The organism is Bradyrhizobium sp. SZCCHNS1050 (assembly GCF_032484785.1).
Taxonomy (GTDB): Bacteria; Pseudomonadota; Alphaproteobacteria; order Rhizobiales; family Xanthobacteraceae; genus Bradyrhizobium.
In genome coordinates, this window is sequence record NZ_JAUETR010000001.1 from 3,908,553 (window position 1) to 3,925,998 (window position 17,446).

Annotated in this window: 16 protein-coding genes; 7 read left to right on the forward strand and 9 right to left on the reverse strand. The window is 64.6% G+C overall.

Going from position 1 to position 17,446, the window contains the following annotated elements; genetic code table 11:
- Nucleotides 1-43: 43 nt before the first annotated feature.
- The 5 genes from QX094_RS17605 to ctrA all read right to left on the reverse strand — a co-directional run bounded on the left by QX094_RS17605 (nt 44) and on the right by ctrA (nt 5,910).
- Nucleotides 44-1,045, reverse strand: coding sequence for an SDR family NAD(P)-dependent oxidoreductase (locus tag QX094_RS17605; protein WP_315752689.1), 1,002 nt, complete (start codon nt 1,043-1,045; stop codon nt 44-46).
- Between the two features lie 12 nt (nt 1,046-1,057).
- Entirely contained in the window at nt 1,058-2,749 is a 1,692-nt protein-coding gene (locus QX094_RS17610; RefSeq protein WP_315767796.1) for an alginate export family protein, read from the reverse strand.
- Between the two features lie 697 nt (nt 2,750-3,446).
- Nucleotides 3,447-3,851 (reverse strand): hypothetical protein, encoded by a 405-nt coding sequence (locus QX094_RS17615; RefSeq protein WP_315714033.1) that lies wholly within the window; start codon nt 3,849-3,851, stop codon nt 3,447-3,449.
- A 50-nt stretch (nt 3,852-3,901) separates the two neighbouring features.
- Nucleotides 3,902-4,255 carry a hypothetical protein gene (locus QX094_RS17620; RefSeq protein WP_315767794.1) on the reverse strand — a complete coding sequence of 118 codons (354 nt, stop codon included), beginning with the start codon at nt 4,253-4,255 and terminating at the stop codon, nt 3,902-3,904.
- 953 nt (nt 4,256-5,208) lie between these two features.
- Nucleotides 5,209-5,910: a response regulator transcription factor CtrA gene (gene ctrA / locus QX094_RS17625; protein ID WP_012046382.1), complete on the reverse strand. Its 702-nt coding sequence runs from the start codon at nt 5,908-5,910 to the stop codon at nt 5,209-5,211.
- A gap of 423 nt (nt 5,911-6,333) precedes the next feature.
- Here ctrA and fliI point away from each other — a divergent pair, with 423 nt between their 5' ends.
- From fliI to QX094_RS17645, 4 genes are all read left to right on the forward strand, one after another.
- Entirely contained in the window at nt 6,334-7,656 is a 1,323-nt protein-coding gene (gene fliI / locus QX094_RS17630; protein ID WP_315714035.1) for a flagellar protein export ATPase FliI, read from the forward strand.
- Between the two features lie 109 nt (nt 7,657-7,765).
- Nucleotides 7,766-8,185, forward strand: a complete 420-nt coding sequence (fliJ, locus tag QX094_RS17635; RefSeq protein ID WP_315714036.1) for a flagellar export protein FliJ — start codon at nt 7,766-7,768, stop codon at nt 8,183-8,185.
- A 153-nt stretch (nt 8,186-8,338) separates the two neighbouring features.
- The gene (locus tag QX094_RS17640) at nt 8,339-8,887 is read left to right on the forward strand and encodes a sigma-70 family RNA polymerase sigma factor (protein WP_315714037.1); all 549 of its coding nucleotides are present in this window, start codon (nt 8,339-8,341) and stop codon (nt 8,885-8,887) included.
- Between the two features lie 51 nt (nt 8,888-8,938).
- The gene (locus tag QX094_RS17645) at nt 8,939-9,931 is read left to right on the forward strand and encodes an anti-sigma factor domain-containing protein (protein WP_315714038.1); all 993 of its coding nucleotides are present in this window, start codon (nt 8,939-8,941) and stop codon (nt 9,929-9,931) included.
- Between the two features lie 131 nt (nt 9,932-10,062).
- On the opposite strand, the gene QX094_RS17650 is transcribed toward QX094_RS17645, so the two are convergent.
- From QX094_RS17650 to QX094_RS17660, 3 genes are all read right to left on the reverse strand, one after another.
- A complete protein-coding gene (locus QX094_RS17650; protein WP_315714039.1) occupies nt 10,063-10,263 on the reverse strand; it encodes a hypothetical protein in 201 nt (66 codons plus the stop codon).
- A 372-nt stretch (nt 10,264-10,635) separates the two neighbouring features.
- Entirely contained in the window at nt 10,636-12,762 is a 2,127-nt protein-coding gene (gene flhA, locus QX094_RS17655) for a flagellar biosynthesis protein FlhA (protein WP_315714040.1), read from the reverse strand.
- Nucleotides 12,763-13,718: 956 nt separating this feature from the next.
- Nucleotides 13,719-14,039: a hypothetical protein gene (locus QX094_RS17660; protein WP_315714041.1), complete on the reverse strand. Its 321-nt coding sequence runs from the start codon at nt 14,037-14,039 to the stop codon at nt 13,719-13,721.
- Between the two features lie 83 nt (nt 14,040-14,122).
- Between QX094_RS17660 and QX094_RS17665 the strand changes: the two genes are divergently transcribed.
- The 3 genes from QX094_RS17665 to QX094_RS17675 all read left to right on the forward strand — a co-directional run bounded on the left by QX094_RS17665 (nt 14,123) and on the right by QX094_RS17675 (nt 16,132).
- The gene (locus QX094_RS17665; protein WP_315714042.1) at nt 14,123-14,338 is read left to right on the forward strand and encodes a hypothetical protein; all 216 of its coding nucleotides are present in this window, start codon (nt 14,123-14,125) and stop codon (nt 14,336-14,338) included.
- Between the two features lie 132 nt (nt 14,339-14,470).
- The gene (locus tag QX094_RS17670) at nt 14,471-15,397 is read left to right on the forward strand and encodes an alpha/beta hydrolase (protein WP_315714043.1); all 927 of its coding nucleotides are present in this window, start codon (nt 14,471-14,473) and stop codon (nt 15,395-15,397) included.
- Nucleotides 15,398-15,616: 219 nt separating this feature from the next.
- On the forward strand, nt 15,617-16,132 hold the full coding sequence (locus QX094_RS17675) for a cytochrome family protein (RefSeq protein WP_315826151.1): 516 nt from the start codon (nt 15,617-15,619) through the stop codon (nt 16,130-16,132).
- A gap of 221 nt (nt 16,133-16,353) precedes the next feature.
- On the opposite strand, the gene QX094_RS17680 is transcribed toward QX094_RS17675, so the two are convergent.
- Complete coding sequence (locus QX094_RS17680; RefSeq protein WP_315826152.1) at nt 16,354-17,364, reverse strand: NAD(P)-dependent alcohol dehydrogenase; 1,011 nt, start codon at nt 17,362-17,364, stop codon at nt 16,354-16,356.
- Between the last annotated feature and the right edge of the window lie 82 nt (nt 17,365-17,446).

The window sequence follows — 17,446 nt, forward strand, 5'->3', positions numbered from 1 at the left end:
CGGTTTTCCGAAAAGATCATGCTCTAGCCGTCTTGAAGCGGGCTCAGTAGGCCGTCCATCCGCCATCCGTCGCGTAGAACGCGCCGGTCAGGTTCGACGCCTCGGGCGACAGCAGGAACAGCATCACCGCGACCTGCTCCCACACGGTGGCCGGACGATGCCTGGGATCGGCATAGCTGAGGATCGAGTTTGTCTTCAGCCGTCCCATGCCGCCGTCGGCCGGCGACCGCTGCATCTTGGCCGCGACGGCCTGCGCGGCCCGCGCGATCATCGGCGTGTCCGTCGCCGCCATGTTGACCGAGTTGATGCGAATGCCGTGGGGCGCGTAGTCGACCGCGGCGTTGGCGGTCAATCCGTTGACGGCGTGCTTGCTGGCGACATAGGCCGGATTGCCGGCCAGTCCGGTCAGGCCGGCGATCGAGGCGACGTTGACGATCGCCCCGCCGCGCTTCTGCGCGACCATCTGCCGCAGCTCGGCCCGCATGGCGCGGAACACGCCGGTGGCGTTGGTGGCGAGGACATTGTCCCAATAGGCATCGGAGGCTTCGTGGATCGGCGCGAACAGCAGGTCCTTCTGCTTGTCGTAGTCGAACGCCTCGCCGGAAAATACGCCGTCCATGACGCCGGCATTGTTGATGGCAAAATCCAGTCCGCCGAATTTCTCGACCGCCCGCCTGACCATCATGTCGCAGGTGTCGCCCTTCGCGACATCGCCGACGAGAAATTCGATCGCGCCACCCTCGCGCTGGATCATGGCCGCCGTCTCGCGCGCCGTGTCCGGCAGCCAGTCGATCCCGACGATGTTGGCGCCCTCGCGCGCCGCCCGCAGCGCGGCGGCGCGGCCCATGCCGCGGGCAAATCCGGTGATGGCGATCGTCCGTGACTTGAAGCGATCCTTGATGAAGTAGTCCGGATCGATCGGGCTGATCGCGAGGTTGGCCGGGCCGACGGGCTCAGCCGCCTCAGCGCCTCCCGGAAGCAGTTGCGCCAGCGGAATCGTCACGGCCCCCGAACCCAGGCTCTGCAACATGCTGCGGCGATCCATCGACATCTCCCCTCAGAAGCTGATCCGGGCCAGCGACATCGCGCTGAACCACGGGCGGGTGTTGCCGGCAACGGCCTGGCTGACGCCGGACAGCGGCGCCGTCAGCGCGACGCTCGACTGGAACATCACGTTGCGGCTCATGAAATACTTCACCGTCAAATTGACCTCGTAGCCGAGCAGATGCCCGGCCAGCGTCGAGGTGGTGCCGCCGATATTGTTGAGCTGCTGCGCCTGGAACAGCCAGGCCTGCGGCACGAGCTCCCATTGCGGCGCCGGCCGCAGGATCGCCTGCAGGCGATGGGCGATCAGGTTGGTGTCCTGAAACAGCTTGTAGTGGTTCAGCCCCTGCACCCATTCCTCGCCGGTGCCGCCCGACAACAGCGGATCCCAGCGCTCATAGGTCCGCGTCGCCGGATTGTCGCCGCTGAATCCGGACAGCCGATAGCTCAAAGTGGGGCGCCACAGCGCCTCGTTGAAGGTGTAGCCCGCCTCGACATAGCCGCCCCAGGCGCGCATCGGAAACGCGTTGCGGTCGTTCCATTGCAACGCCAGCTCCGTCTTCGCATAGGGACCGGACGCGCCGATGGCCGGCGTCCAGTAATAGCGCACGTCGGCGACCTGCAGCCCCTGGCGCGTGCCCTGCGCCGTCGCCGTGTACCAGCCGTAGTCGGAGCGCGGCACGGTCAGATAGGTCAGTCCGAGCTGATGCGGCGTGCCCAGGCCCGTCTCGAGGTTCGCACCGGCGATGACGGTGTGGGTATCGATCGCCGGCAGCTCGTCGGGGGCGAGACGGAAGGCCTCGAATTTCGTGGTGTTGTAGCGAGCCTGCGCGAGGAACAAACTGTCGGCAGCCCAGCGCGGATTGAGCTGCAGCGCGGCGCGGTCAAAACCGTTGGCTGCCGTGATCCTGATCAGCATGCCGTCGGCAATCTGGAACGGCTGCCGTCCGCCGGACAGGTTGATCACCAGCCGCGAGCCGTCGTCGCCCGTGATCCCCGTGACGAGGCCCGCATAGGCGTCCTCGATCGCGCCATGGCGGCGCGGGCCGGTGACGAACAGGTCCGTGCCGGTCGAGCCGCTGGCCAGATAGGAGAGGCTGCCATAGGCATAGATGTTGTTGCCGACCGGTCCGATGCCCTGCAGCCCGCCCTCCAGCGCGGCTTCGCCGAACGACGACCAGCCGGCGCCGGCCGGTCCCTTGGCGAGTGGATTGGCGCCGACGAAGGCCTGCGGCCGGCCATACCAGGCATCGTGATTGGCGTAGCCGAGCGTCGCGGCCGTCAGCTTGAGCTTCAGCAGGCTGTCGTCGCCCTGATGAAGATAGGGGAAATCGACGCGGCCCGGATCCGCCTGCAGCCGGTCGCCGACGACGACGCTGAGCTCGACCGCAACGCCGCCGGTGTTGCCGTCGACGTAGTTGATCGAGGCCGTGGCCACGCCGGGGATGCGCTTCACCTTGCCGAGCCCGAAATCGACCATCAGGTCGTGAAGCTGCGACCCCGGATAGATGTTGAGTGCCCGCCGAATGCGATCCTCGAACGCGACCCGCTGCGCCCCACTGGGCACCACGCCCGACAGCACCAGACGCACCGACTCGATCGGCCGGTTCTCGAACGTGGGCCCCAGTGCCTGGGCGCCGGCGGCAGAAACGAGCAGCAGCGAGAACAGCCACGCCGCCAGGTGCGGACCGAGGCCTCCGCGCATTGGGAGACGTCTGCCGTCCGGCATGGCTCTGCCACCAGCTCATTGCGTGGTCCGATGATCGGCGAGGCCAAGGTAGCGCGATTGATCTTGATCAACCAGAGCGAAATGTGCCGCAGGCCACCCATCCGGTCCGCGCCGCTGCAGCGAGAGCGACCGGACGGACTCATGGACGTGCTTTTGGCGAGGCTCGCCGTTGGAGGAGGATCGCGCGGTAGTTTTCCGATAGTTTTCTGCAGCGTCACCGTAATCAAGGAGTGCCGCTAGGTCCGCGGCTCTTCCGAGACTCTGAGATCATGATGCGGGTCCGCGGGATCGCATCATGATCTCGTCTCTTTGCTCGAAGCTGATCGTGGGTGAACGATCGTTCCAGTCCTCAGCGGACTGGAAGCGGGTTCAATAGGCCGTCCATCCGCCGTCCGTCGCGTAGAACGCGCCGGTCAGGTTCGACGCCTCGGACGACAGCAGGAACAGTATCTTTGCGACTAGCTCCTACATGGCGTCCGCGCGTACGGTGCCGCCAGCGCGACCGGCCAGACTCATGGGCCCGCCGTTACACAACGACCGAGATGATAGTTTTGTGCAGTCGAGCAGCGTCACCGTAATCGCTGTCGGTCAATGCAAGGACCGCTAGTTTTCGTGGACGTGAAAGCCCGGTGCGCGGAACGCTCCGGGCCAATCACGTGGTCGCAAGAAACGACTATTGATGCACCCGCAGGGTCCCGTCCGCGTTGTAGTCACTCTTGGGATTGTAACCGGAATCGCGGTGCGTTCTACGATGTAGGGCAGCGTTGCTGCCGCTTACGCCCGGAGTTCCGCTATCAACCCGCATGGTCCCGTCTGCATTGTAGTCACTCTTCGGCCCGTAGCCGGAATCGCGATGCGTTTTTGCATGTAGGGCAGCGTTGCTGCCGCTCAGGCCCGGAGTTCCGGGATTGACCTGCATATTTCCATATTGGTCGCGATCACTTTTGCTCGCCCCGACCTGCTGAGCCGCACTGGCTTTTGCATGAGTACCTTTTGCATGATGAGTACGATGTCCTGCCAAGGCCGCAGATGTAGAGACGGCGAGAATAGCAAGACCAACAGCAATGCTTCTAGCCATAGTGAACTCCTCACGTTGAAGGACCATTGATGACGGATACGCCGTCAATGCTAGCCTGCCACGGAAATTGTTGACCGTCTTTGATGCAACTCAAGGTAATAAGGCGGGTGCGACGTCACGGTCCGCACAACTTTTGGCATCATTTCTTCGGCTCTGGTGCGGTGCCCGGCGGAGCCGATGTCGCTCCGCAACATGCCTCTGACGACGGGTTTGACCGATGCCTTCACCGTACCGCTATCGACTTCGACTTGCGAAACGCCGGTCGTCATGTCGACCAGAAGCCGATCGCCGCTCAGCACGTTCCGGCAACTGGTCGACACCACCCCGCCGAGCGTGGTGATCAGAATTGGGACCGATCTCTGCGCCGCATGGGCATCGCAGGTGACTTGCGCGAAGCCGCACATGGCAGATCGTCGATCCGAAACAGGAGCGTTCGACAGAGTCTCGATCGGGAACGCAAGCCTTGACGGTGGCCGTTCGAACGGCTGGAAGAAATATGATTTCTGTTTATCGAAATTCTATTTTGTTTTTACGAAAAATGTGCTTTACTCCGCGCGTCCCGCCCCAACGAGGGGACGCTTCGCGGTCGTCACGGACGTCGGGTGTGGGATGCGATGGGCGCTTGGGATCGCAGCATGGTTCGCCGTGCCGACGAACGATCCCGGGCGCACGGTGAAGTCGCGTGGTCCTGGCCTCCCGGTGCTGAGGTCGAGCCTGTGGGCGTTGCTGATGAGCTGCCTGCGGGTGATGGGGGCAAGACAGCCGGTCCCCAGGGAGATCGCGTATAAATCGTAAAGCCATCGCGCAGGGAGGGCCGGGTGTTTCGGCCAGACCTGTGGTGACTGCCGCCTGCTTTCTTTTCTGCAGGCGGGCCACGGGCGCGGCCAGCGCCCGGCCTTCCCTGCGCCCTCGGTTAGGAGAGGGCGGTGAGAATGGCACATAGCTCGGGCGCTGGGCGCCGCGAGATCGCGAGGGTTTGTCCGCAGGGTCGCATAAGGTGCATCCGTAGATGTCGTGCGTGCTTCTCGGGTTGAACGTCGCCCCCGGGCGTCATTGCGAGCGCAGCGAAGCAATCCAGGGGCCAGGGTGGTACTCTGGATTGCTTCGTCGCTTCGCTCCTCGCAATGACGGAGATGGGGGGCAGCAGATCGCGCCCGACTGCCAGGCTTGCCCTGCCGGGACAGGCGATGCGCCGCAACCGCCGGAGAAGGGAGCGCAATGTTCGCGAAGCCGCAGCCTGTGCGCGACGTTCTTCGCCTCGATCGACCCAGCCCACAAACAAAAACCCCGCCATTCGCGGCGGGGCCCAGTCTGGGAGGAGCAAGCCGTGAGGCTCGCCGGTGGACCCAGTGAAAGCTCAGGCGGGGATGCGCTCGTCCATGTCGTGCGGCTCGCGCAGCACGTAGCCGCGGCCCCAGACGGTCTCGATGAAGTTGCGGCCTTCGGAGGCGTTGGCGAGCTTCTTGCGCAGCTTGCAGATGAAGACGTCGATGATCTTCAGCTCGGGCTCGTCCATGCCGCCGTAGAGATGGTTGAGGAACATCTCCTTGGTCAGGGTGGTGCCTTTGCGCAGCGAGAGCAGCTCCAGCATCTGGTATTCCTTGCCGGTCAGATGCACGCGCTGGCCGCCGACTTCGACCGTCTTGGTGTCGAGGTTGACGACGAGGTCGCCGGTCTGGATGACCGACTGGGCGTGGCCCTTGGAACGGCGGACGATCGCGTGGATGCGGGCGATCAGCTCGTCCTTGTGGAACGGCTTGGTCATGTAGTCGTCGGCGCCGAAGCCGAGACCCTTGACCTTGTCCTCGATGCCGGCGAGGCCGGACAGGATGAGGATCGGCGTCTTGATCTTCGAGACACGCAGCTGCTTCAGCACGTCGTAACCGGACATGTCGGGCAGATTGAGGTCGAGAAGGATGATGTCGTAGTCGTACAACTTGCCGAGGTCGACGCCTTCTTCGCCCAGGTCAGTCGTGTAGACATTGAAGCTTTCGGACTTCAACATCAGTTCGATCGACTGCGCGACGGCGCTGTCATCCTCAATCAGCAAAACGCGCATGCCAGTTCCCCATAGTCGCCGCTCCGGGCGTCAGGTCGGCCGCCATCTGCGGCACTCAAAACGCCTTTGAACAACTGATTCGGATCCTGACGAGAGATGGTTAACAAATCCTGATTCCCCTCCGCAAGCTCTATCCGTGCAATTTTTATCGAATCGCCGTAAGGTGTTGCGATGAAGCAGTTTTTCTTAGCCGCTCTCGTTCAAGCTCCATGTTAAGAGATGGACCTAACCGACTCTCGGATCTCACCGCTTTTTGAGGGCGGCAAAGCGAAGCACGTCAGTCACTCCAGACCATGACGTAATGATTAATGATGCGAGTAAACACAGAGTTAAGCCGACGACGCGAATCTGCCCCTACTTAAGGTTTTCGCAATGAAGGCTCTGGCCCAATGACAGCTCTCTCGCAATGAAGGCGCTTTGGCAATGAAGGCTCTGGCCGAGCAGATCAGCGACATCGACGCCGTGAACACCTATGGGCGTGTCGTCGGCGTGAAGGGACTCATGGTGGAGATCGCCGGGCCGATTCATGCGATGTCGGTCGGCGCGCGCATCGTGATCGAGACCGGCAACAATTACATCCCTGCCGAAGTGATCGGTTTCTCCGGCAAGAATGCCGTGGTGATGCCGTTCGCCGGGCTGGAGGGCGTGCGCCGCGGCTGCCGCGCCGTGATCGCCAATGCCGCCAATCAGGTGCGGCCGTCGCCGGCCTGGCTCGGCCGAGTCATCAATGCGATGGGCGAGCCGATCGACGGCAAGGGGCCGCTGCCGCAGGGCGCCTCACCGGTTCCTTATCGGAACAATCCGCCGCCAGCGCATTCGCGCCGGCGCGTCGGCTCGCCGCTCGATCTCGGCGTCCGCGCATTGAACACCTTTCTCACCTGTTGCCGCGGCCAGCGACTCGGCATCTTCGCCGGTTCCGGCGTCGGCAAATCGGTGCTGCTGTCGATGCTGGCGCGCAACGTCGACGCGGCGGTGTCGGTGATCGGGCTGATCGGCGAGCGCGGCCGTGAGGTGCAGGAGTTCCTGCAGGACGATCTCGGCGAGGAGGGCCTCGCGCGCTCGGTCGTCGTGGTCGCGACGTCCGACGAGCCGGCGCTGATGCGAAGACAGGCGGCGTATCTGACGCTCGCGATCTCGGAATATTTTCGCGACGAGGGCAAGGATGTCCTTTGTCTGATGGACTCGGTCACGCGCTTTGCGATGGCGCAGCGCGAGATCGGGCTGTCGGCCGGCGAACCACCGACCGCGAAGGGCTACACGCCGACGGTGTTCACCGAGCTGCCGAAGCTGCTCGAGCGGGCGGGGCCGGGCAGCGGCGAGGGCACCATCACCGGGATCTTCACGGTGCTGGTCGATGGCGACGATCACAACGAGCCGGTGGCGGATGCGGTGCGCGGCATTCTCGACGGCCACGTGGTGATGCAGCGTTCGATCGCCGAACGCGGCCGCTATCCGGCGATCAACGTCCTGAAATCGGTATCGCGCACGATGCCGAAATCGGCCGACCCCGTATTCTTGCCGACGATCATGCGCGCGCGCCAGGTGATGGCGACCTATGCCGACATGGAGGAACTGATCCGGCTCGGTGCCTATCGCGCCGGTTCCAGTCCGGAGGTCGACGAGGCGATCCGGCTGCACGAGCCGCTGGAGGCGTTCCTGCGCCAGCGCAAGGACGAGGTCTCGACGCTGCAGAACGGGTATCGGGAGCTGGAACAGATCCTGGGGCGCTTGGAAACGGAAAGCTAACTTTGTCGGGTAATCATCCCCTCCATGTAATGAGCCTAGTCGGCGAGCCCAGCAAGGGCGGCCGGCCCTGTCCCGCGCCGTACACGGGACTTCTGGGGAGTATGAGTCGATGAAGTCGCGCGAAACGCTGATCCGTCTGAAGAAATTTCAGGTGGATGAGAAACGCCGCCGGGTGACGCAGATCGAGGGCATGATCGCTGACTTCCAGCGCATGTCGGCCGAGCTCGAGCGGGAGATCCAGACCGAGCAGGAGCGGGCCGGCATCAACGACCCGACCCATTTTGCCTATCCGACCTACGCCAAGGCCGCGATCCAGCGCCGGGAAAACCTGACGCGCTCGGCCGACGAGCTGCGCACCCAGCTCGAGGACGCCAAGGCCGCGTTGTCCGAGGCGTTCGAGGAAATGAAGAAGGTCGAGCTGCTCGACGAGCGTGACCAGGCCCGCGAGAAGGCCGAGGAGAGCGCCCGCGAGCAGGCCGACATGGACTCTATCGGCCTGATGCGCGCCCGGCTCGGCGTCATCGCCTGAGCCTGTCGCCGTCACGGCTGTCGCTTTCGAAAACCCGGGCCGCGAGGTCCGGGTTTTTCGTCGTGCCCACCCCGGTGGAGAGTTGCCCAGGACTTGTGCTACGGGAGGACGTAGGCTCGAACGAGGGAGTGGGGCGATTTTCGGGGACGCTGAATGCTGACGCCGGCAGAGCTGGTCTGGTTGCTTGCCGCTGTTGCCAAAGGGGACGAGGCTGCCTTCGAGCGCCTCTACGCGGCGACGCGCGCGAAACTCTATGGCGTCGTGCTCCGTATCTTGCACCGACAGGACCTCGCCGAGGAGGTCGTCCAGGAGACCTATGTGAAGGTCTGGAACAACGCCGCACAGTTCAACCCGGCCGTTTCTTCCCCGATCACCTGGATGGCCGCCATCGCCCGCAACCGCGCCATCGATCTGGTGCGCAAGCGCGGTGAGCTGTCTTTGGAGGATGAGCCCTCCGCGCTGGAGGTTGCGGCCGAGACGCCGGATCCGCTGGCGCGCCGCGAGATGTCGGAGGAGCTCAAGCGTCTTTTGGAATGCGTCGGCCAGCTCGAGCCCGACCGCCAGAAGCTCGTGCTGCTTGCCTACTATAACGGCTGGAGCCGCGAGCAATTGGCGACCAAGTTCGAGGCGCCGGTGAACACGGTGAAGACCTGGCTGAGGCGGAGCATGATGGACATCCGCCAATGCCTCGGTCTCGGATGAGGTGCTGTTCGGACCGGCGAGAGACCTTGTAGGACGTGACCTGGACCTGTGATGGCGTATAGCGAAGACCATATCGCGCTGGCGGCGGAATACGCGCTCGGGACGCTCGACGCCGCCGAACGGGCGCAGGTCGAGACCATGATGGCGGTCGACAAGGATTTTGTCGCGCTGGTCCACGCGTGGGAATTTCGCCTCGGTCCGCTCAATCAGATGGTCGGGCTGGTCGAGCCGCGTCCCGAACTGTGGGAGCGCATCAAGGCCGAGATTGCGCGGTTGCGCGCGAACGCCGAGAGCGCGCCGGCTGCACAGGTGACGATCGTCGAGGCTCCGGTCGTTGCCGCTCAGCCCGAGCCCGCGCCTCCCGAGGTCCCGCTTGTCGAAGCGGAAGCTGCGCCGATCCATGCGTCTCCCGTCAGCGAACCAGAGCCTGAGGTCGCGGCGCCGGTCATCACGCCGACACGCAGCACGTCCGCGGCTGGCGAGATCGCGAACGACGACACCAATGTCGTTCAGCTCTCGTCCAAGGTCCGGCAATTGCGCGCGGTCGCCAACATCATGACCGCGCTCGCGGCCGTGCTGCTCGCGCTGGTCGTTGTCCAGGTTTACCGCCCCGACCTCCTGCCGCGGCCATTGCAGCCGAAGCCGCGGATCCAGACTGTCGAGGTCAAGGTGCCGGTCGCGCAACCCTCCGCCCAGTTCGTTGCCCTCCTGCAGAAGGACGCGGCGTCGCCGGCGTTCATCCTGACCGTCGATGCCGCCAGCAAGAGCTACACCGTGCGCCGGGTCGGCGCCGCGCCGGAGCCGGGCAAGAGCTTCGAGCTGTGGCTCGTGTCCGACAAGCTGCAGAAGCCGCGCTCGCTCGGCGTGATCGGCGGCAGCGACTTCACCAGCCGTCCCGTTCTCTCGTCCTACGACGCCGACACAGTCAACCGCGCGACCTACGCCGTCACGGTCGAGCCGGAGGGCGGGTCGCCGACCGGGCAGGCGACCGGGCCGATCGTTTTTACCGGCAAGCTGATCGAGACGGTGCCGTCGGCGCGGTGATTCAACGCCCAAAAGAGAAAACGCCCGTGGGGAGCGGGCGTTTTCAGTAGTCGACTTGGGGTTGGGTCTACTACATATCCACGCGGCCAGTTGGGGGGCTGTGAGAACCGCGTGAATTCCGGGAATTCCTGTCAGCGAACCACCGACATCTCCGAGCTCGTCACCACGACCGGCTTGCCGGCCTTGAGGACCTTTGCCGTCTGCGCGTAGTTCGGCTCCGCATTCAGTCGGGCGGAGATGCCGAGGCCGGCCACTGCGATGCCAGCCACGAGCGCAACCACCACAATCTTGAGGTGGGTCGTACGATCCGCGCTGTAAATCGAGTGGTTCATGGAAGCCTCCTGCCGTCTTCCGTCCTTCGCTGATTCGTGTGAGCCGGGGGCTTTCCGGTTCATCGTCTCGCGTGAACTAACGTAGGAAACCTCAATTCTGTTTCGTAGACCACATCACAAGTGTGTGATAAGGCGTGATGTCTCGCGATCGAAAGTCGATGAAATCCAAATTCATGTAGTTATATCAAAGGTTTGATTGGTTGTTCGGTATGCGGATGAAATTTCAGCCACCTAACGCAAAATTAAGAATTCGTTTGCCTGTGGCGGTAAAGCAAGGGGTGGTCCGCCGGTAAAAACGGCAAAAGCCGACGCCTCGCGCCGGCCCCGCCGATCAAACGCGCCCGGAATTCTGCGGTTCCGCAACGTCAGCCGTCACACGCTCCCCACCGTCTTCAGCCGCGCGCGCGGATGGATCTCGGCCTGCGACAGCACCGTGGTCTGGGCCCGGAAGCGCTCGACCAGCGAGCGGACGAACGGCCGGATCGCCGCCGACGTCACCAGCACCGGCGATTCGCCTTCGCGTGCGGCGCGCTCGAAGGCATCGCGCGTGGCGGTCATGAACTCCGACAGCTTCGACGGCTGCATCGCGAGGCTCCGCTCCTCGCCTTGGCCGATCAGCGATTCCGCAAACGCCTGCTCCCACCTGGCCGACAGCGCGATCAGCGGCAGGTAGCCCATCGGCGAGGTGTTCTGGGCGCAGATCTGGCGGGCGAGGCGGGCGCGCACGTGCTCGACGATCGTTGCCGGGTTGCGCGAGAACGCGAGCGCGTCGGCGATGCCTTCGAGGATGGTCGAGAGGTCGCGGATCGAGATGCGCTCCGACAACAGCAGTTGCAGCACGCGCTGGATGCCGGAAATCGTGATCTGCGTCGGCACGATGTCCTTGACCAGCTCGCTCTGCTCCTTCGGCAGCTCCTTCAGGAGCTTCTGCACCTCGCCGTAGGACAGCAGGTCGCTCATATTGGCCTTGAGCAGCTCGGTCAGGTGCGTCGACAGCACGGTCGCCGCGTCGACGACCGTGTAGCCCTTGAGCGTCGCCTCTTCCTTCAGGCCGGCGTCGACCCAGGTGGCGGGCAGGCCGAAGGTCGGCTCCGTCGTGTGGATGCCGGGCACCGCGACCTGGTTGCCGCCGGGGTCCATGACCATGAACTGGCTCGGCCAGATCTTGCCGGAGCCGGCGTCGACCTCCTTGATCTTGATGATGTAGGTGTTGGCCTCGAGCTGCACGTTGTCGAGGATGCGCACCGACGGCATCACGAAACCCATCTCGATCGCCAGCGACCGGCGCAGCGCCTTGATCTGGTCGGTCAGGCGGTCGGTGCCGTCGGGTGCGTTCACGAGCGGCAGCAGCGCATAGCCGAGCTCGATCTTGAGGTCGTCGATCTTGAGCGCGGCCGAGATCGGCTCCTCGGCGGCCGCGGCGGTGGCAGCCGCTGCCGGCGCTGCAGCCGCGGCGACCTCCTCGGCCTTCGCGACCTCCTTCTGCTTGCGCGCCTTGAGGGCGAGCGCGGCGGCGCCGCCGCCGAGCGCCAGGAACGGAAGGGTCGGGATGCCCGGCAGCAGCGCCAGCACCAGCATCACGGCAGCCGACATGCCGAGCGCCTGCGGATAGCCCGAGAACTGCTTGATCAGCGCCTTGTCGGCGGCACCGCTGACGCCGGCCTTGGAGACCAGGAGGCCCGCGGCGGTCGAGACGATCAGCGCCGGCACCTGGGTCACGAGGCCGTCGCCGACGGTCAGCGTGGTGTAGGTGCGGGCGGCCTCGGCAAAGCCGAGACCCTGCTGGGCGACGCCGATGATGATGCCGCCGATGATGTTGATGAAGACGACGAGCAGGCCGGCGACCGCGTCGCCGCGGACGAATTTGGAGGCACCGTCCATGGCGCCGAAGAAGCCGCTTTCGTCCTCCAGCTCCTTGCGCCTGATCTTGGCGACCTTCTCGTCGATCAGGCCGGCGGAGAGGTCGGCGTCGATCGCCATCTGCTTGCCGGGCATGGAGTCCAGATGGAAGCGCGCCGCGACCTCGGCGATGCGGCCCGAACCCTTGGTGATGACGACGAAGTTCACCGTCACCAGGATCGCGAACACGATGATGCCGATGACGAAATTGCCGCTCATCACGAAGTTGCCGAACGCCTCGATGACGTGGCCGGCGGCATCGGTGCCCTCGTGGCCACGCGACAGGATCAGCCGGGTCGAGGCCAGGTTGAGCGACAGCCGCAGCATCGTGGAGATCAGGAGGATGGTCGGGAAGGAGGAGAATTCCAGCGGCGCCTGGATGAACAAGGCGGTCATCAGGATCAGGATCGACAGGGTGATCGAGATCGCCAGGAACAGATCGAGCACCAGCGAGGGCAGCGGCAGGATCAGCACCACCAGGATGGTGAGGATGCCGAGCGCCAGCGCGATGTCGCCGCGCAGGACGGCTGTCTTGAGGTCAGCGAATGAGAACCCGCCGGCCGGAGATCCGACCCCCTGACCCGCCGTGACGTCGACCATGGCTTTCGCCCCTTCCCGCGGGCCGCGTGTGCCGGCCCCAAACGACTGCGCGACGGCCGCAGGGCCGCCGTTCCGAAACTGAGGTACCGCGCCGGCGTCCACGGAAGGTCTCCTCCGTCAACTGCACCCAACCACGACACGCACATTCCACCCGGCAATTTTTGCCCGGTGGTTGGTTAGCGTTCGGTTAATGGCGGTTAACAAAGGGTTGCGGGGGCAGGAGAGCGGGCGCACTTGGCAAGCTAGGCGCTGGTCTGCATCGGTCGGTCTCCTGCATCGGCTTGGTTGGCGTGCGCCCGCGGTCTCGCGGCGCCGCGCGCCCGAGTTGTGCGTCAGGTCTGCCCTCAAATCAGGTGGAGGGCGCAGGGAAGGCCGGGCGCTGGCCGCGCCCGTGGCCCGCCTGCAGCAAAAAAAGCAGGCGGCAGTCACCACAGGTCTGGCCGAATCACCCGGCCTTCCCTGCACGACGGTTGGAACGGCTTATACGTGGTCTCCCTGGTGCGCCGGGCTTGTTGGCCACCATCCCCACGCGAAGCGAAGCTTCGTCGTGAGTTGACACCAGCGTCGGGGTGTCGGGACCGCACGATTTCGCCGTGCGCAACGAACCGTTCGTCCGCGCGGCACGAGGCCACGCTGCGATTCGCTGCGCCCATCGCATCCCACCTCCCACGTCTCGTGACGGTCGCGACACGCCCCTCCGGCGGAAGCAGGACGGGAAGAGATATACACGGTTTCGGAAAAAATGAAAGAAGAAAATTCGGCAAACCAAAAAGTATGATCGATACGGGCTGCGGCGCGCCTTGAGGTCAGCCGGCCTGTTGTCGACGAGCCCCATCCGAGCGCGACGAAGTCCGGCGTTCGCCAGGCGCGCGTCGAGAGATGATTGGCCGAGTCAATGGGAGGAGAGTTTTCGCTACAGTCCGCAGACGTTAGACGGGGCGAGGGATGTGTGCGTGTCAGTGTGTCCGGCGCTGCTTCAGGACGAAGGCATCATCGATATAGTGCAGTTCTTGTCCATCGAACAGCCGCTCATCGTCCCGCGCGACGGCGAGCACGAACGCGAAGCCATCCTCCACGGTGATGTCGTCGATGATGTCGGCCCGATTGTCATAGAAGCCAATGACGACGCGGGATGTCGCGATATCTGGGTTCAAGTCGGCGTCGAGCCACATCACGGCCGGGATCACCTCGGGAAGTCCGTTCTGTCTCTTGAGCGCGTCGACCAGGGCCTCGATTCGACGTCTTGCGCTGGCTGCGATCGAGAATGCAATCTTCATGGTCGAAGCTTAGCCGTCGCTCAGGGCTGGGACAACCAACCTGGCTCGTTCGCTGTGACGTATCGAAATCGAGGAATACACGAATGCGTACGGTCTTTCTACTTTGGCACGCCCGCCCGTTCGATGATGACGAGAGGGAAGACAAGCTCGTCGGCGTCTACAGCAGCGCCGAAGAAGCCATTGCCGCCAAGATACGCAAGCTTCAGTTTCAAGGCTTTCGCGATTATCCTGATGGCTTCTTCGTCAGCGAATACGAAGTTGACAGGGATGCCTGGAGCGAAGGATTCACTGTACGGTAGGTTGGGATTATGCGCGCAAGACTGCCCCGTAGTTTCGCGGGCGTCACCGTTCGTGACATTTTGTAACGACGCCACATGCGGCCTTCTTTAAGCAACGCTTGCTGCTATCGTCTCACGACGATGGAGCTCTCGATGTTGCGTTCGATACCTGCTGTTTTGTTAGCTGCCGGCCTGTGGCTGCAGCAGCCCTTCTTTCTTTCACCTGCACTCGCAGGTCCCTTTCTGGCGCGGCTGCAGGCGCGCATGGCGGCGCGCGAGGCCGAGCGCCAAAGCGGGCCGGCCACCGAATATGCTTATGGCGCCGATCCGCTGCAGAAGCTCGACTTTTGGCAGGCGAGGGGAGGCAAGGCCGCGCCGCTGGTCGTGTTCGTACATGGCGGCGGATGGAAGCGCGGCGACAAGCGCAACGCGACAGGGGCCGCGAAGGTCGAGCACATGCTCGCGCAGGGTTACGCGTTTGCCTCGATCGACTATCGGCTGGTACCGGCCGCGACCGTCGAGCAGCAGGCGGCTGACGTCGCCGCGGCGCTCGCGTGGTTGCGCTCCAATGCCAAGCGTCTGGGCATCGACCCCGCGCGCATCGTGCTGATGGGGCACAGCGCCGGCGCGCATCTGGTGGCGTTGGTCGGGACTGATCCGCGCTACTTCACGGCGGCCGGGCTGTCGTTGCGGGACGTCAGCGGCATCATCGCGCTGGATGGCGCCTGCTACGACGTGGCGCGCCAGCTCGCCGACAGCGGCCGTTTCATGCTCGATACCTACATCCAGGCATTCGGCACCGACCCGGTGCGTCAGCGGGCGCTGTCGCCGACCCTCCAGGCCGCGAAGCCGAACGCGCCGGCGTTCCTGATCCTCCATGTCGACCGCGCCGACGGCAAGGCGCAGTCCGAGGCGCTCGGCGCCGCCCTGATGCAGGCGGGCACGCCGGCCGAAGTCCAGGGCGTCGGCGGCACCGGCCTGCGCGGCCACATGGAGATCAACCGTGAACTCGGCGATCCCAGCCATCCGGCGACCGCGATCGTCGACGCCTGGCTGCGCCGAAGGATCGGCGCCGAATGACGATCGGCGACTCGCCGCTGTCCGCAGGACTGCAGCGCCCACCGCACCTTCGTGTCGCGCCGGGGTCGCTGGCGTGACGCCAGGCAATGTGTCCGTATCGTGCGCGCCGCGCGGCGGATGGCATCAAGTTTTTCTGATCGCCGCGATCAGCGATTGCGATTGGCGATGCAGGATGTCGCTCTTTAGAAGGTTTCTAAATCTTTCTCAGGAGAGCCCAAGATGCATCGACCGAAGCTCCGCCATGGTCTGCGGCTGACAGCGACGGCCGCTGGCCTGGCCGGGGTTGCATCGCTGATCGCGATCGCCGCGCCGAGGGCGGAGACGCCGACACCCGCTCCGGCGCCGGCCTATCTGCCGACCGTCAGCGACCTGATGATCGCGACCATCCAGCCGCGCCATCTCAGGCTCTGGATCGCCGGCCATAGCGGCAACTGGGCGTTCAGCGCCTATGAGCTCGGCAATCTCAAGGGCGCGTTCAACCGCGTCAGCCGGGCGCAGCCACTGGTCGAGGGCAATTCGTTTGCCGACATGACGACGGCCGTGACGCAGCAGCCGTTCGACGAACTGGCGCAGGCCATCAAGCAGAAGGACATCGGCCGCTTCGAGCGCTCCTATGCCGACCTCACCGCCGCCTGCAACTCCTGCCACCAGGCGCTCAATCGCGCCGCCGTGGTCATCAAGGTGCCGCAGACCGCCAGCGTTGCCGACCAGGACTTCACGGCCGGCGCGGAGTGACAGCGGGCGGACGGTGAAGCAGGACCGGTCACGCGCCGTCCGGCGCTGCTGCCGGCCGGGGCCACGCGTGCGGATCAGCGAGGCGTGATCGACCCCTCGGTTTGTTGCGTGGGTTGATTCCAACCCGGAGAGACTTCCGGCCGCTCTTTGTTGGCAGGTGCCAACTCCGGGGGATGCGCTTTCTGGCATCGCAGATCGGCGAAGTGCTCACATCCTCTCGCCTATAGCTTCACAACGATCTTGCCGAAGTGCGAGCCGGACCGGAGAAGGGCGAACGCTTCGGGAGCGTCGTCAAAGTCGTAGACCCGATCGACGATCGGGTGGATCGCGTGTTCGGCCAGGAATCGATTCATGGCCGTGAAATGTTCGACCGAACCCACGGTGACGCCGATGATGTCGGCATTCTCCCACTGCAGGCGGGCGAGGTCGGGCTTGGGGCCGAACCCCGTCAAGACACCGATCTGGACGATCTTGCCACCCGAAGCGACCGACCGCAGCGATCGGTCGTAGGTGCCGGGGCCGCCGAGCTCGAGGACATGCGTGGCGCCTTCGCCGTCCGTCGCTTTCATCACGGCGACATCCCAATCGGGCGTGTCGCGGTAGTTGATCAGGATCGAGGCGCCGAGCGCCTGGGCGCGGGCGAGCTTCTCATCCGAGGACGAGATGACGATCGCGCGCGCGCCCAGCGCGGCCGCGAACTGAAGGCCGAACAGCGCGACGCCGCCGGTTCCCTGGACCAGCAGCGTGTCGGCCTTGCCCATTCCGCCACGGGTGATGAGGCCGTGCCAGGCCGTGACGCCGGCACAGGGCAAGGTCGCGGCTTCGATCGACGTGAGGTGCGCCGGCACGGGGACCAGCGCCGTCGCCGGCAGCACCACGTACTCCGCCAGCATGCCATCCATCGTGCTGCCGCCGAGGGCTGACGGAACATAGCTCGCCTTGAACGGCCCGGAAATCCAATCGCGAAAGAACGATGCGGCCACACGATCGCCCGGGCGCCATTGAACGACATCGGAGCCTACGGCATCAACGATGCCTGCGCCGTCAGAGAGCGGGACGCGGCGGTCGAAACCGCCTTCACCCGCTCGGTCGAGGATCAGGAGGTCGCGGTAGTTGAGACTTGCCGCCTCGACCCGAATGCGGACCTCGCCAGGGGCGGGTTCAGGTTTGATGACGTCGGTGCGCACCAGGCGACCCGCGCCCGCATGGCCATTCAAATGATAGGCTTTCATCGTTGCTCCCGTCACAAGGGGACTCCACTTGGATGAGCACGATCTGTAAGGTCTGACAGCGCTGTCAGGGTCAAGAGGTTTT